The organism is Rhodonellum sp. (genome assembly GCF_030656585.1).
GTDB classification, from domain to species: domain Bacteria; phylum Bacteroidota; class Bacteroidia; order Cytophagales; family Cyclobacteriaceae; genus Rhodonellum; species Rhodonellum psychrophilum.
In genome coordinates this window covers 1-15,490 of sequence record NZ_JAUSPP010000011.1, presented here as the reverse complement: position 1 = coordinate 15,490, position 15,490 = coordinate 1, and the positions used below count along the sequence as shown (strand labels likewise).

Here is a 15,490-nt window from a genome sequence, read left to right as displayed (position 1 = left end):
CAAAAAACCAGTTTATCATTTGGTAGGTCGAACAATTAGATGAAAATTATCCGAAAAGATCTATATTTTTGTCCAAAAGAACACCCATGATGGAATCCTTGGAAATTTTTGTAAAGGAGATCGGCCCTGTTAAATCTGCATTTTTAGCGACTTCCTTTACCTGGCTCTTGACTGCTATGGGAGCATCTTTGGTGTTTTTTTTCAAAACCGTAAAAAGATCTGTCTTTGACACACTCCTGGGTTTTACGGGTGGAGTCATGGTCGCAGCGAGCTTTTGGTCCTTGTTGGGTCCCAGCATCGCGCTATCCGAAAAATCATTTCCTGATCACCCCTGGATTCCAGCAGCCATCGGGTTTCTCTCCGGAGGACTTTTTATTTTTTTCCTGGACAAACTCATGCCCCACCTGCACATTAACTTCAGCAATGAAGAAACCGAAGGAGTCGCCACCAAATGGCATAAATCGACACTTTTGCTTCTGGCCATCACGATGCACAACATCCCCGAAGGTTTGGCTGTGGGGATATTGTTCGGAGCTGCCGCGCTGGGATTGGACGGAGCCACTACCAGTGCAGCCATCGCTTTGGCTATCGGGATTGGTATTCAGAACTTCCCAGAGGGAATGGCGGTGGCCATGCCACTAAGAAGACAGGGAGTAGGACGCAGAAGAAGTTTTTGGTATGGACAATTGTCCGCAGTGGTAGAGCCCGTCGCCGGGGTGATCGGGGCTATTGCCGTGATTTACGTTCAAGAAATCCTTCCCTATGCACTTTCCTTTGCCGCCGGAGCCATGATTTTTGTAGTGGTAGAAGAAGTGATTCCCGAAACCCAAAGAGACAAGTACACCGATCTTGCCGTTTTGGGCTTTATGGGAGGCTTTACTGTCATGATGATCTTGGATGTGGCTTTGGGTTAATCGATCATTTCCTGTTTTGAAAATCTCCCTTTAAGTGACTTTTAGGGTAATTTGGTATAATTGTTGGCTTAGTCGTTTTTATATGGATCAAATTATTGTTTTCGTCACCCTTTTTGTAGCCTTGTCCTTATTTGTTTGGGGTAAATTAAGACACGATTTAGTGGCCATCATTTGCTTGATGATTTTGGTTTTTTCTGGAATTGTACCTCCCGAGGAAGCATTCTTGGGCTTTGCCAATCCCGCGGTGGTGACCGTTGCCATGATCTTGGTGGTCAGTTTCGGGCTGCAAAAATCCGGATTGATCGACTTTATCGGCAATTGGGTAATGAAATTAGGCGACAACCCCACCCTCCAAATCGGGGCGCTTTGCGTGATTGTGTGCTTTGCGTCCGCTTTCATGAACAACGTAGGTGCCTTGGCTGTGTTGATGCCGGTTGCCATCAGTGTGGCCAAAAAAAGCGGGACTTCTCCTTCTGTCATTCTGATGCCCATTGCCTTTTCATCCTTGCTTGGGGGAATGATTACCCTGATTGGTACACCTCCAAATATCCTTATTTCAAACATCAGAAAAACCTCACTCGGTGAGCCCTTCAAAATGTTTGATTTTGCACCGGTAGGTTTGGGTGTAGCCTTCATCGGATTGCTTTTTATCGTGTTCATCGGTTGGCGTTTGATCCCCAAGAGAATCGGTAATTCGGACGACAAGGAAAAATTCAACATCAATGATTATATCACCGAGGTTCGGTTAACTGAAGATTCCAAAATCGTCAAAAAACCTCTTTCCGATATCCATGAACTTACAGAAGGCGATATCATTGTCCTTAATCTTGTCCGGAGCCGGCACCTCATCCATGCGCCCAGCCTGAACATGATTTTACAGGAAGGTGATATTTTGACATTGGAAGCCAGTTCCGAGGATTTAAAGACTTTCGTGGAAAACAGCAAAACCCAACTGGTTGGAAAAAGTGAAGAAAAAGAAGACGTTGTCGGCGGGGAAAATATTTCCACGATCGAAGCGGTCGTGATGGCGGATGCCTTGATCAGCAATCAAACCGCTGCCAGTCTAAACCTCAGGAAACGCTATGGTGTGAATCTACTGGCTATTTCCAGACAGGGTAAAAAAATCAGGAAGCGCATTGACCATGTCAAGTTCCAGGTCGGCGATGTATTGCTTTTGCAGGGAGATACCGACAAATGGACCGATTTGCTTCAGAATTTGGGATGCTTACCCCTTGCTGATCGGGGATTCAACATCGGAGAACCCAGAAAAATCATCTTGGCGGTTGGTATTTTCCTATTGGCCCTGGCCCTGATCATCTTTGATTTGACACAGGTCCAGATTGCTTTTTCTTTGGCGGCCCTGTTGATGGTGATTACCAAAATCATCCCGCTCAAGGAAATCTACACCAATATCGATTGGCCGGTAATCATCCTTTTGGGTGCATTCTTGCCCATCGGCACCGCAATGGAAACCTCCGGAGGTGCCGAAACAATCGCCAATCAAATCCTAAAATTTGGCAGTTCCCTGCCAAATTGGGGGATTTTGGCTTTGGTTTTGGTGGTGACCATGTTCCTTTCGGATGTCATCAACAATGCCGCTACGGTTTTGTTGATGGCCCCTGTAGCCATTGGTTTGGCCATTGGATTGGATTGCTCGCCCGATCCTTTTCTGATTGCCGTCGCCGTGGGAGGTTCCTGTGCATTCTTGACTCCGATTGGACACCAGTCCAACACCCTGGTCATGGGACCTGGAGGCTATAAATTTACCGATTACTGGAGAATGGGATTGCCACTGGAGATCATCATCCTTGTCGTCAGCATTCCCTTGATCCTTTTCTTTTGGCCACTATAAATTTCCTTCCAGAGATTCCAATCGTGACAGTCTTCTTTTAAGGGATTGATTTTCTTTTTGAAGGAAATCAATCTTATCCAGAAGGTGCAAGACCACACCTATTCCTTCGGGATTGATTTCCAACTCCTTGTAAAGCCGGACAATTTTTTCCAAAAGGGGCAATTTCTCCTCTTGGATAAACCCGGTTTCCTCCACGAAGACTATCGTTATCAAGTCCTGCTCCTGAATCGACGAGACAAAGGAGATATCGACATTGTGGAAGTTACAAAAAGCATCGATGGCAATAAGGCTGCTATTTTCCATCATGATTTAGTTTTGAAAGTTCAGTAAACAACTCTTTTTCGACCTCTGAAAGCTTGGTAGGGATTTTGATTCTATAACTGATAATCAGATCACCAAACTCCCCTTCCTTCTTGTACACCGGAAATCCTTTTCCCTTCAACCTGATTTTTGTATCCGGCTGTGTCCCTGGAGGCACTTTCAACTTGACCTTACCCTCAAATGTCGGCACCACGATTTCTCCTCCCAGAATTGCGGTGTAGAGATCCAACTCAACATTGGAATACAAATGATTCCCCTCCCTCATGAAGTCTGTGTCATTGCGCACCATAAAAGTGATATAAAGATCCCCTTTGGGTCCACCGTTGACACCTTCTCCACCATACCCCCTGATTTTGATGGTTTGCCCATCTTCCACGCCCGCTGGAACCGTGATTCTGATGTTTTTTCCATTGATGGTCAGTGTATGTTTTTTGGAGGAATACACCTCCGAAAGCGAGAGGTGCAGCTCGGCTTTATAGTCCGAACCTTTGTATTTCACACCACCACTTGAGCCTCCAGAATAGCCCCTTTGGCCTCCCCCAAACATGGAGCTGAAAAAATCAGAAAAATCCTCCTCTCCAAAATGTCCTGAATATGCCCTTTGCCCCGATTGGCCAGACCGTGATGCTCTCGTGCGCCCCGCTTTTTCGAATTCTTCCGCATGCTGCCAATCTTTCCCATATTGGTCATATTTCTTGCGTTTTTCGGGATCGCTCAGGACTTCATTGGCCTCATTGATCTTCTTGAATTTCTCCTCCGCCTCCTTGTTGCCTGGATTTAGATCCGGATGAAATTTTCTAGCCAACCGCCTATAGGCCTTTTTGATATCCGCCTCGGATGCTCCCTTGTCAATTTCCAGGATTTTGTAATAATCAACGAATTCCATATTTGTAAAAGGTCATTAAAAATGGGTATAACTAACGTTTATTATTTTTGTCTTTTGGGGGCAAAAAACTATTTGTGATCACCACCATTCTCGCCAAACAATAGAGAAGGAACCGAGGTTTTCCTTTTCAAACCATAACTGTCAATGGCAAATCTTTGGATATGATTTTCCATTTCTTCAAGGGAATCCGTCAGCAGGAATAAATTCAGGTCATTTTTATCAATGGTCCCCACTTCTGCCAATTTTTGAATGTATTCAAATAAGTGGGTGTGAAAATCAGAGCAAAACAAAACGACCGGAAATGGTTTCATCACCTTGGTTTGGATGAGTGTCAAAGCCTCAAAGAATTCATCCAAGGTACCGAAACCTCCAGGCATCACCACAAAGGCGAAGCTGTATTTGGACAAGAGCACTTTCCGAACAAAGAAAAAATTGAAATTCATCCACTTGTCCAAATAGAGATTTGGATGCTGTTCAAATGGTAGGTTGATGTTGCATCCTATCGATCTGCCGCCCACTTGCTTCGCTCCACGATTGGCGGCCTCCATGATTCCCGGCCCTCCTCCTGTCATCACCGTGAAACCCATTTGGCTGATTTTTGCACCAACTTTCATCCCTAACTGATAATATGCATCGTTCTCTTCAAATCGGGCAGAACCAAATACAGTGACACAGGGCCCCACAAAATGGAGCATTCTGAAACCCCTGATGAATTCAAAGAAAACCTCTACTACAAATACCAGTTCCTTCCACCTCGATTGTGGACCTGCAAAAAAGGCTTTCTCATCGGGATGCCCCAGAGGGGAAAATTTATGTTCAATATCTTTTTCCATCGTTTCTCAGTATAAAACCCATGCTATGGAGCCCCAAGCCCATCAAAGCCTGAAAGAAATTAATAATCAGTCAGTTAGATCCTGCTTTTTGACCTCAACATATCGCTACATCGCCGTATTCTCCAAATAGCCTGATTTTTTCACAGTTTCAAACCCAAAAAGAAAACCTAATGGATATTCCGGGTTAAAAAGACCCGAACTACAATAGGATTTTTTCTTTCTCCAATTTAATAAATTATGGGGATTTCAAACCTTGATCCGTTAAAAATCCAGAAATCACTTGCTTCAAGGCTTAGGGAAAATCTCTCGGGACACCTCGGAATTAAATTTTCAATGAAAGCGTTGATATCTTGGAATAATGATCTAAATTTCGACATTTTATTATCATAATGAAGACAAAGCAACCGATAGCTTACAATGCACTCCTCAACAACGACAGGTTGAGCTTCCTTGCTTTGTTGTTATTCATTTTTTTCTTGTCTAGTGTCCCCCGATTTAGCCAAGCTTTTTCGACGAATGGATCACACGGAACGGATACCCGGTTGACAACTCAACTTGACATTGACCATTCCCATTCCAACTCAAAAGAATCAAAAAACTTGTTTACTTGGGAAGAGCAACAAAAAGAAGAGCGGGCTGAATCCGAGATCAATGTCGACTTCTCCTACGGCATTTCATTTGTTGGCTATCCAACAGCTTTTTATAAAATCTCAGGTGCTGAGATGGCCGCATTAAAAATCCCAATTCATAAAGGAAAAAACCCTTATTATCTTCTTTTTCATTGCCTTAAAATCCATTTGGGCTAAGTTTTTTTTGCAGTTTATGCATACCGGGTGAAACCATTAGGTTCCCCAAAGTACTTCCTATTTTCAATCTAAAAACCAAACTTTTATGACGCAGCCCGTGTCATCAAGCCTTACTCATGTACTCCATGAATTGGGTCATTACCTGCCCGCACAGTCCCCGTTGAAGGACTTTGTTCACCACAACACCTTGCACGCTTACCAACATCTGCCCTTTCACGAGGGAATCCAGATCGCTTCCGAAAACTTTGGATACAAGGTGTATTGGCGACTCGAAAAATATCGGGAATTGTACCATGCTGGCAAAATCAATGATGAAATTCTGGACAGGATCATCACCGAGCATAAAGGTGCCGAGAAACTGAAGCACTGGAAACAACTTTTGATTCACCAAGCTCCCCAAGAATTTCCGGAACCCAAGGTGGGCAAATTGAGGAAGCTCTGGAGAGAAAACTACAATCTCAACCTGGACAAGGAAGTGCACAACACCCTATTCCGGATTGTCAGCAGCTACCTCGATCAGGGAATCGCCATCTGGAAATTCCCTTCTGAATCCAAAGGGCTCTTGTCTGCGGTGAGAATCCTTGAAAAAAACAGTTTTTCCACTTTCATAAAAAGTGACAGATCCAGAGAATTGTTATTTTCTACCAAAACCCGTTTAGAGGATTTACTCATCCTATTGGTAGGGAATGAAGAACGCTACTCCCAGTATCTTTTTGACCAGCAATTTGCCCATCCAGGATGGTCTGGGATGGTTGCAGGTCTTGAAAACCATCCAGAACGCTTGTTGGACAAAAAGAAAGTGTCCTTGCATGACTTGATTTTTCTGGAATGTCTACTCGAAATTGATGCCTTGGACCGGAGAAGGGGGACTAAATGGACTGCTTTGGCCAAGCATATTCCCTCAGAAATGCCGGGCATATTCGAAGCCTCCCAGCCTTCGGAAATCCTACAAATCCACTCCCTTTGGCAAGAAGCGTTCGAATGGACCTATTATGACCAAGTCATCAGAGGTCTGCAGCTGAGCCATGCAAAAAAAGTCGAAAAAGACAGGCCCTCTTTCCAGGCAATGTTTTGTATTGACGACCGCTGCTGCTCCATCAGGAGATATATAGAGCGGTTTTCGCCAGACTGTCAGACCTATGGGACAGCGGGGTTTTTCAACATTCCCTTTTATTTTCAACCGGAACACGGAAAGTTCATGACCAAGGTTTGTCCTGCTCCGGTGGACCCCATTCATGTGATCAAAGAGTCGGGGGCCAAAATACGGCATGAAAAAGATGCTCATTTCAGCAAACATTCCAAGGGCGTTTTCGGGGCATGGTTTATCTCACAAACCATGGGCTTCTGGTCCGCCATCAAGATCGCCAAGAATATTTTCCGCCCCGGGCCCACTCCCGCCATGGTTTCCTCCTTCAATCACATGGATCCAAAAGGGAAATTGAGCATAGAATGTATGCATCCCGATCAAAGGCACCATGGGCTTCAAGTTGGTTTCACTGTCGAAGAAATGGCCAACAGTTTGGAAGGATTACTCAAAAGCATAGGCCTCGTCAATAATTTTGCACCATTGGTCTATGTCATGGGACATGGCGCCAGCTCCGTAAACAATACCCACTATGCGGGCTATGACTGCGGCGCCTGCAGTGGCCGAGCCGGTTCGGTCAATGCCCGGGCCATTGCCCATATCGGCAACCATAAAGCTGTCAGGACAATTTTGAAAACCAGAGGAATAGAGATTCCCGATGAAACCCAATTTATCGGCGGCCTTCATGACACCACAAGGGATGAAATGGAGTTTTATGACTTGGATATCTTGGTGGAAAAAAACAGGCTCCTTCATGCCAACAACGTCCAGACTTTCGAAATAGCCCTAGATTTCAATGCCAAAGAAAGGTCCAGAAGATTCAATACGATCAATTCCAAAGACGACGCAAAAAAAATCCACGATAAAGTAAAGTTACGGGCCATGTCTCTTTTCGAGCCCAGACCGGAATGGAACCACGCCACCAATGCATTGTGTGTGGTGGGCAAGCGGGAAAACAATCGGCACCTTTTCCTTGACAAAAGAGCTTTCCTCAATTCCTATGACCACAGCATCGATCCAGAAGGGAAATACCTTTTCAATATCCTCAAAGCTGTCGCTCCAGTGTGTGGGGGAATCAACCTGGAATATTATTTCTCCAAAGTGGACAACCAACAGTTGGGAGCTGGCAGCAAACTGCCCCACAATGTGATGGGTTTGATCGGGGTTGCCAACGGCATGGACGGTGACCTCAGGACGGGATTACCACTGCAAATGGTCAATATTCATGATCCCTTGAGGATTTTGATCACTGTCGAACATTATCCAGAGGTGATTCTCAATGCCATCCAATCCCATGCCGCAACCTATGAGTGGTTTATCAATGAATGGGTAAGGCTGGTCTGCATCCATCCGGATTCCAAAAATGCATTCTATTTCAAGGAAGGTCAGTTTTTTCTTTACCAGCCTGTCACGAAGCAGATTGAAAAAGTCACCAATCTGGATGTCATTTTGGAAACAACATCAGAAAATCTACCGGTTTACCTCCTCGCTTAAACTATGGAAAATCAATATATCATCAGCGCTTTTGTCTTGATTCCACTGATTGGTTTCCTGATTTCCCTGTTGCTGTCAGGAAATAACGAACGTCCACTATCGCGTCTTGCTCTGTTTACGGTAAGTCTTCAACTGATCGGGGTGACAGGCTACATTGTCTATTGGATCATTCAGGGCATGCATCCCATCAATATCCGGGAACTGGATATCTACAACAACGGCGAATACCAGTTTTTGCTGGACTTCTATTTTGACAGCATTACGGCAGTTTATTTGTTTGTGGGGGCATTTGTCACCTTCCTCATCACACGGTACAGCAGGTTTTATCTGCACATGGAGGAGGGTTACAAGCGGTTTTTCAACACGATGTTGTTTTTCTTTCTTGCCTACAACCTCACGGTCTTGTCCGGCAATTTTGAAACACTGTTTTTGGGTTGGGAAATGCTGGGGATTTCTTCCTTTCTGCTGATTGCCTTTTACCGGAACAGGTACATTCCGGTCAGAAATGCCGTCAAGGTATTTTCAATTTACCGGATTGGAGATATTGGAATTATCCTGGCCATGTGGGCCAGTCACCACTTCTGGCATGAAAACATCGCATTCATCAAATTCAACAATTCCGAATTGGTCAGCGCACAAATGGCCCAGCATGGAGGAGTCGGACTGATGATTGCCATTGGATTGCTGATCGCCGCGGCGGCCAAGTCTGCCCAACTTCCCTTTTCCTCCTGGCTTCCCAGAGCGATGGAGGGCCCCACGCCTTCCAGTGCAATCTTCTATGGATCCCTTTCCGTTCATTTCGGCGTGTTTTTGCTCTTGCGGACTTTTCCCTTTTGGGAGCATCAGCTGTCGGCCAGGATCCTGATTGGGACGGTTGGCTTACTTACGACTTTGGTTTCCTATTCGATTGCAAGGGTGCAATCCACGATCAAGACGCAAATTGCCTACGCCTCCATCGCGCAAATTGGGTTGATGTTCGTGGAAGTCGCATTGGGCTGGGAAACATTGGCACTGGTGCACTTTGCAGGAAATGCCTTTCTCAGAACTTACCAATTGCTGGTATCCCCATCTGTAGTGGCCTACATGATCCGGGATCAATTTTATCATTTCAAGCCCAAGGAAATCAGTTTGGAGGATACTTTCCCCAAAAGATTGGAATTCAGCCTTTATGTGCTTTCCCTCAAGGAATGGAATCTGGACAATTTTATGAACCATTGGGTTTTTTCACCCATCAAAAAAATCGGGAGAAAGTTGGATTTCCTGACCCCCAAAAACCTCCTCTTGTATTTTCTCCCGATTTATGCTTTGGGTTTATTCCTGTATTTCAACCAGGAATACATTTACCCTCCCATCAGGGATTTCCTTCCCATCTTTTTTGCCTTTTTGGGCATGATGCTGGTCTTCAAGGCCTTTTCAGAAAGAATATACCCACGGCTTGCCTGGATGCTCATCATCGCCAATCATTTCTGGATCGCGCTGGCAGTTTCTTTCAACGAAACCTTCGATAGCAATCAAACTTGGATTTACCTCAGCGGAGTGGTCGTATCCGGATTCATTGGCTATTTGGCGCTCGAAAATCTCCTGAAAAAGGAAAGACCCTATTTTGATTTGAACCAATACTATGGACATGTGTACGAGCATCCAAAACTTTCCCTGATTTTCCTGATTGCGGCACTTGGGCTGATGGGTTTCCCGATTTCCCCCACCTTTATTGGCGTGGATCTGATCTTCAGCCATATCCATGAAGACCAATTCCTTTTGGCTTTCTTTGATTCCGTGAGTTTCATCATTGGAGGCATTGCCCTTATCCGCATTTATGCCCGTCTTTTTCTAGGCCCGCATGTCAAAAATTACCATGAAAAAGCACTTAAATCTTCCTAACACTATATTCATGAAAAATCACAAAATTGAAATCCCTTTGACCGGTTTGTCAGGACTTCGTCAAAATTGGAAGGCTGATCTTACCTCAGGATTCTTGGTTTTCCTGATTGCCCTCCCACTTTGTCTGGGCATCTCCATGGCCAGCGGCTTTCCTCCTGTAGCGGGAATATTCACCGCCATCATTGGTGGACTTGTGGTCAGTTTCTTTGGTGGTTCCAATCTGACCATCAAAGGGCCGGCCGCAGGATTGATCGTCATTGCATTCGGTGCCGTCACCGAACTTGGCCAAGGAGATGCTCTGCTTGGCTACAAACTCACTTTGGCAGTTGTCGTGGTTTCCGGGATCCTGCAAGTGATTTTCGGATTGGTCAAATCCGGTGTATTGGCAGATTTCTTTCCCTCTGCAGCTGTTCACGGAATGCTCGCGGCAATCGGAATCATCATTGCATCCAAGCAAATCTTCACCCTGATGGGAGTCAAACCAGAGGCCACCGAAACTTTGGAGCTTTTGGCAGAAATACCGAAGGGATTTTCTGAAATCAACCCTGAAATTGCCATTATCGGTGTCATCAGCTTGTTGATTTTGTTTTTGTTTCCCCTATTCAAAAACAAGTATATCAAAATGATCCCAGCACCTCTTTTGGTTATTTTGGTTGCCATTCCCATCGGGAGATATTTTGATTTGGAACATGAGCATACCTATTTGTTTTTGGACAACCATGAATACCTGATCGGCCCAAAATTCTTGGTCACCCTGCCAGACAATCTCCTTGCAGCCATCACCTTTCCGGATTTTTCTCAGGTTTTTTCAGGAACCTCCATCAAATACATCATCATGTTTGCTTTGGTGGGCAGTTTGGAATCTCTCTTGAGTTCCAAGGCCATTGACGTATTGGATCCCTATAAAAGAAAATCCAACATGAACAGGGATCTGCTTGGCGTGGGTATTGGGAATACTTTGGTAGGATTTATAGGGGGAATACCCATGATATCAGAAATCGTCAGGAGCTCTGCGAATATCAACAACGGAGGAAAAACCTGGTGGTCCAATGTTTTCCATGGCTTGTTTCTCTTGATTTTCGTCGCCTTCTTCCCAATGCTCATTCATCAAATCCCCATGACGGCACTGGCAGCGATGCTGATTTATACAGGATACCGTTTGGCCGCTCCCAAGGAGTTTTACAATACCTACAAAATCGGAAAAGAGCAATTGGTCATTTTCTTGGTCACGATTCTCTTCACTTTGGCGACAGACTTACTGATCGGGATCGGAGTGGGTATTCTGACCAAAATCATCATGCACCTGAGCAACGGATTGCCACTGAAATACATCTTCAAACCCCTCTTTACTGTGACAGTAAGCGAAGATGAGGAATATACCGTGGACGTATTCCACTCCGCGGTTTTCAGCAATTATATCAAATTGAAAAAATCCCTGGACGCACTCCCAAGAGGCAAAAAAATCAGCATCGATTTCTCCAATGCCAACCTTGTAGATCATACCGTGATGGAAAACCTGCATCAGTATCAGCATTCCTATGAAAACGATGGAGGGCATTTCCATATCAAGGGGATGAGCCATTTGCAGAAAGTTTCAGACCATGACCTTTCAAGTAGAAAAACCAAGAAAATTCCTGTGGTATGAAAGTCAATGAAACAATAGAATTTTCCGATTTCCTAGGAAAAGTCGCCAGTCCGACCTTGATCATTTTTTCAAATGATTGTCTTCTAATGGAAATGGCAATCCCCAATAGTCAATTGCAGGTCATGACCTGTTTTGGTTTGGATTTGATTCATGCAGGGTCAGACACTTTGAATTCCATCATTAACCAGTTGGAAAATGAGGTTCAGCCACAAATCATATTGGTCAATCATTACCCAAGCAGGATGCACAAAATGCTCCTCAATGACTTCAACACGGAAGCTAGGTGGAGCAAGCAGGCTGAAATGGTTAGAGGGAATTATTTGAAACTAAAAAAAGAAAGTGTACAACTCATCTCCGATCGGGATTTTGCCATAACACACCTAAGCAGCAAGTGATTTTCCTCAGCGTGTTTTTGAAAAACACACTGAGGAAAAATTTTCGTTCACTTCTGATCAAAGGAATGCTTTTGGATCAGCAGGAGAAAGAAGGTGTCAAAGAAGTGAGCTAGACAAATGCCGGAGGCTCATATATGAATGATTTTTGCTAGGTTTGGTAGATGATTGATTATCGGTATGAGGTTTTTTTGGCAGTTGCAAGCAACAATAGCTTTTCCAAAGCAGCGCAGGATCTTTTTGTTTCGCAACCGGCAATAAGCAAACATATTAAACTCCTGGAAGAACAAGTTGGAGTCGCATTGTTTGAAAGAAATGGCAACTCAATTTCACTCACACATTCTGGCAAGAAACTTCTTGAACATCTTCAGAAAGCCAAATTGATTCAAAGAGATATCATTTCAGATTTTACATCTACAAAAAACAATCTGGAAGTAAAGGGGGAGCTAAAAATTGGGGCCAGTACGACAGTTTCCCTCTATGTCTTTCCCAAAATCCTAGCTGCATTTCATAAAAGCTTTCCCAATTCCAAGATTTTACTCATCAATAGGAATAGTGAAAATGTAATGAAGGCACTTCTGCAACACGATGTAGATCTCGCCTGTATTGAAATCAACCCCGGAATAAATTCGATAAGTAGTTCATTTTTTATGGAAGATGAAATTGTAGCCGTTTGCTCCAAAAACAGTCCCTATAAACCCGAAAAATTAGACAAGACTACGCTTTTGAATAGTCCTTTAGCCTTACGGGAAATTGGTTCTGGAACACTTGTGGCTTTATCAGATAGCTTAAAAACTTGGGGAGTTAAGTTAGGAGATCTCAATATTATTGCCCGGTTAGGTGGGACGGAGGCACTTAAAAACTACCTTTTAGAAGGAGAAGCGATCGGCTTTCTTTCCAAACTTGCCGTTAAAAAAGAAATTGAAAAAGGAGAGCTTGTCGAGATAAACATGCCCAATCTTGTAATTCGAAGGAAATTTTATTTTATCAACAGAAAAGGTGAGGAAAATATAGGGTTGACCAAGCACTTTCTTAAAATTGCCAACCTTAGTTATAACAATATATTATAGGTTATAATTTTTTAATATTTTGAAGTTATGATGAAGGTGTGAAAATTTGCATCATGTTCATGACTACAACAATACAATCAAATTTCAAATCCCTCATTTGTTCCAAATGTGGAGAAGAATCCAATCTGCACTCAATTAACACTTTCTCAACGTGTTGTCAAAAACCGCTATCTGCAGAATACAGTATACCGGAGAAATTTGACAAAAAACAGTTGATTGGTAGAGAAAACACGATGTGGCGGTACAGGGAAATGCTTCCTCTTTTCCATAAAGAGAATTGTATTTCATTGGGCGAAGGAATGACTCCTTTGGTTAATTGGAAGAATTTATCTTCAAAATATGGTTTTGAAAATCTTATGATGAAAGATGAAGGGCTAAATCCCACCGGTTCTTTCAAAGCAAGAGGACTAAGTATGGCGATATCAAAAGCCAAAGAACTTGGAATTGAATCTTGCGTCATTCCCACTGCGGGAAATGCCGGAGGTGCCATGAGTGCCTATTGTGCCAGGGCTGGGATAAAATCGACTGTTGTCATGCCGCGCAATACACCGAAACTATTCAAGGAAGAATGTGAGCTTTATGGAGCAGAGTTAATCATGGTTGACGGATTGATTGACGATTGTGGACATCTTGCCGGAGAAATCGCTTTGAAAAAAGGAGCATTCAATATGGCGACCTTGAAAGAACCTTACCGTCTGGAAGGTAAAAAAACGATGGGATACGAAATTGCTGAACAATACAATTGGAATCTTCCTGATACAATTATTTATCCGACAGGTGGGGGAACAGGTTTGATCGGCATCTGGAAGGCCTTTCATGAAATGATCGATTTGGGTTGGCTTCCAAAAGACGTCAAATTACCAAGAATGATTGTAGTTCAGTCAGACCTATGTTCACCTGTATGTGATCTCTTCAATGGCCTAGTGCCGATGAAAAATTATGAAATGTCCATTGCCAACGGTCTTTCTGTACCAAAAGCTTTTGGAATGGATATGATTATGAATGTTTTACAAAATTCTAATGGTAAGGCTATTGCAGTATCCGATCAGGAAATATTGTCCGGAGTTCGTGAAATTGGAAAGCATGAAGGAATGGTGATATCACCTGAAGGAGCTGCTATATGGGAAGGCTTAAAAGCATTGGTAGACCAAAAAATTATCTCCCGAAATGAAAAGATCTTACTCATAAATACAGGCAGCGGATTCAAATACATGGAAAATTATTAATTACTTTTGAAGCTATATCAGAATATGTAGAAGTATTACTGCATGCTTCCCATTGAATTGAAAACAATGAAACAAAGACTACTGCTCACCTTCTTGCTGACCCTGATTTTTTGGGGCCAAACTTATGCCCAAGAAAAGATGGACTCTCCCTTCAAATTCATTGAGATAGGTGGGGTCAATGTCTTTGGCAAATCCATAGACAACCAAACCCGCTGTGTGCATTGGCATTCACAATTGGATATCATTGCGATCAAATTCAAATGTTGTGATAAATATTACCCGTGTTTTTCCTGCCACGAAGAAGAGGCGGATCACGAACATGAAGTATGGCCACAATCGGAATTTGACGAAAAAGCCATCCTCTGTGGCGTTTGCGGTACGGAGCTGAGCATCAAGGATTATATGGCCTCAAATAACACCTGCCCTCATTGTGCATCCAGCTTCAATCCTGGCTGTAGCAATCATTACCACTTGTATTTTGAGACCAAGGAAATCAAAACCAAGCCGCCAACTGGAGATTAACCCGGCTGGGTGTTTTTCTATTGTACCCAAATATTTCCCGCACTGGGTGTAGTTTCGACTACACCCAAATATCGGTGGCTTCACGATGGAAAGCTTCACGTAATAGGCCATTTCTAATGGCAAAGGCAAAAACGAATATCGAATTCATTCGAACGGTCTTGCGAGTCGAATTACAAATTCGATGAATAGAAAGGCGGAGTGAAATACTACGCCTAGCGTACTGGGTGTAGTTTCGACTACACCCAAATATTGGTGATTTACCAATGGAATGCTTCACGTAACAAGCCATTTCTAATGGCAAAAACTAAAACGAATACCGGATTCAATTGAGCGTTCTTGCTACTCGAATTGCAAATTCGATAAATAGGAAGGCGTAGTGCACACTACGACTAGCACGCTGGGTGTAGTTTCGACTACACCCAAATATTGGTGATCTCCCAATGGAATGCTTTTCGCAATAAGCCATTTCTAATGGCAAAAACTAAAACGAATGCCGGATTCAATTGTACGTTCTTCCTACTCGAATTGCAAATTCGAAGGATAGAAAGGCGTAGTGGAAACTAC

13 protein-coding genes are annotated in these 15,490 nt (G+C 43.6%); 10 read left to right on the top strand and 3 right to left on the bottom strand.

Translation table 11 applies throughout. The annotated features are described in order from the left end of the window. The first annotated feature begins 86 nt into the window (after positions 1 to 86). Complete coding sequence (locus tag Q7J63_RS01495) at positions 87 to 914, top strand: ZIP family metal transporter (protein WP_022582191.1); 828 nt, start codon at positions 87 to 89, stop codon at positions 912 to 914. 82 nt (positions 915 to 996) lie between these two features. Next, positions 997 to 2,766 (top strand): SLC13 family permease, encoded by a 1,770-nt coding sequence (locus Q7J63_RS01490; RefSeq protein WP_304883686.1) that lies wholly within the window; start codon positions 997 to 999, stop codon positions 2,764 to 2,766. Here Q7J63_RS01490 and Q7J63_RS01485 read toward each other — a convergent pair. From Q7J63_RS01485 to Q7J63_RS01475, 3 genes are all read right to left on the bottom strand, one after another. Next, positions 2,761 to 3,072, bottom strand: a complete 312-nt coding sequence (locus Q7J63_RS01485; protein WP_304883685.1) for a chaperone modulator CbpM — start codon at positions 3,070 to 3,072, stop codon at positions 2,761 to 2,763. The two genes, Q7J63_RS01490 and Q7J63_RS01485, sit on opposite strands and share 6 nt — an antisense overlap. Then, positions 3,059 to 3,973: a J domain-containing protein gene (locus tag Q7J63_RS01480; protein WP_304883684.1), complete on the bottom strand. Its 915-nt coding sequence runs from the start codon at positions 3,971 to 3,973 to the stop codon at positions 3,059 to 3,061. Before Q7J63_RS01480 ends, Q7J63_RS01485 begins: the two co-directional genes overlap by 14 nt. Positions 3,974 to 4,041: 68 nt before the next feature. Then, complete coding sequence (locus tag Q7J63_RS01475) at positions 4,042 to 4,806, bottom strand: TIGR00730 family Rossman fold protein (protein WP_304883683.1); 765 nt, start codon at positions 4,804 to 4,806, stop codon at positions 4,042 to 4,044. A gap of 389 nt (positions 4,807 to 5,195) precedes the next feature. On the opposite strand from Q7J63_RS01475, the gene Q7J63_RS01470 reads away from it, so the two are divergent. The 8 genes from Q7J63_RS01470 (at position 5,196) to Q7J63_RS01435 (ending at position 14,926) form a co-directional block, all read left to right on the top strand. Then, positions 5,196 to 5,612, top strand: coding sequence for a hypothetical protein (locus tag Q7J63_RS01470; RefSeq protein ID WP_304883682.1), 417 nt, complete (start codon positions 5,196 to 5,198; stop codon positions 5,610 to 5,612). A gap of 85 nt (positions 5,613 to 5,697) precedes the next feature. Next, a complete protein-coding gene (locus tag Q7J63_RS01465; RefSeq protein ID WP_304883681.1) occupies positions 5,698 to 8,190 on the top strand; it encodes a YbcC family protein in 2,493 nt (830 codons plus the stop codon). Positions 8,191 to 8,193: 3 nt separating this feature from the next. After that, a complete protein-coding gene (locus Q7J63_RS01460) occupies positions 8,194 to 10,071 on the top strand; it encodes a proton-conducting transporter membrane subunit (protein ID WP_304883680.1) in 1,878 nt (625 codons plus the stop codon). A 10-nt stretch (positions 10,072 to 10,081) separates the two neighbouring features. Continuing rightward, entirely contained in the window at positions 10,082 to 11,716 is a 1,635-nt protein-coding gene (locus tag Q7J63_RS01455; RefSeq protein WP_304883679.1) for a SulP family inorganic anion transporter, read from the top strand. Then, a complete protein-coding gene (locus Q7J63_RS01450; protein ID WP_304883678.1) occupies positions 11,713 to 12,111 on the top strand; it encodes a hypothetical protein in 399 nt (132 codons plus the stop codon). The genes Q7J63_RS01455 and Q7J63_RS01450 overlap by 4 nt, the downstream gene beginning before the upstream one ends. Positions 12,112 to 12,299: 188 nt before the next feature. Beyond that, complete coding sequence (locus Q7J63_RS01445) at positions 12,300 to 13,178, top strand: LysR substrate-binding domain-containing protein (RefSeq protein WP_304883677.1); 879 nt, start codon at positions 12,300 to 12,302, stop codon at positions 13,176 to 13,178. Between the two features lie 53 nt (positions 13,179 to 13,231). Next, positions 13,232 to 14,404 carry a threonine synthase gene (locus Q7J63_RS01440; RefSeq protein ID WP_370691853.1) on the top strand — a complete coding sequence of 391 codons (1,173 nt, stop codon included), beginning with the start codon at positions 13,232 to 13,234 and terminating at the stop codon, positions 14,402 to 14,404. Between the two features lie 66 nt (positions 14,405 to 14,470). Next, entirely contained in the window at positions 14,471 to 14,926 is a 456-nt protein-coding gene (locus Q7J63_RS01435; RefSeq protein ID WP_304883675.1) for a CHY zinc finger protein, read from the top strand. The last annotated feature ends 564 nt before the right edge of the window (positions 14,927 to 15,490 follow it).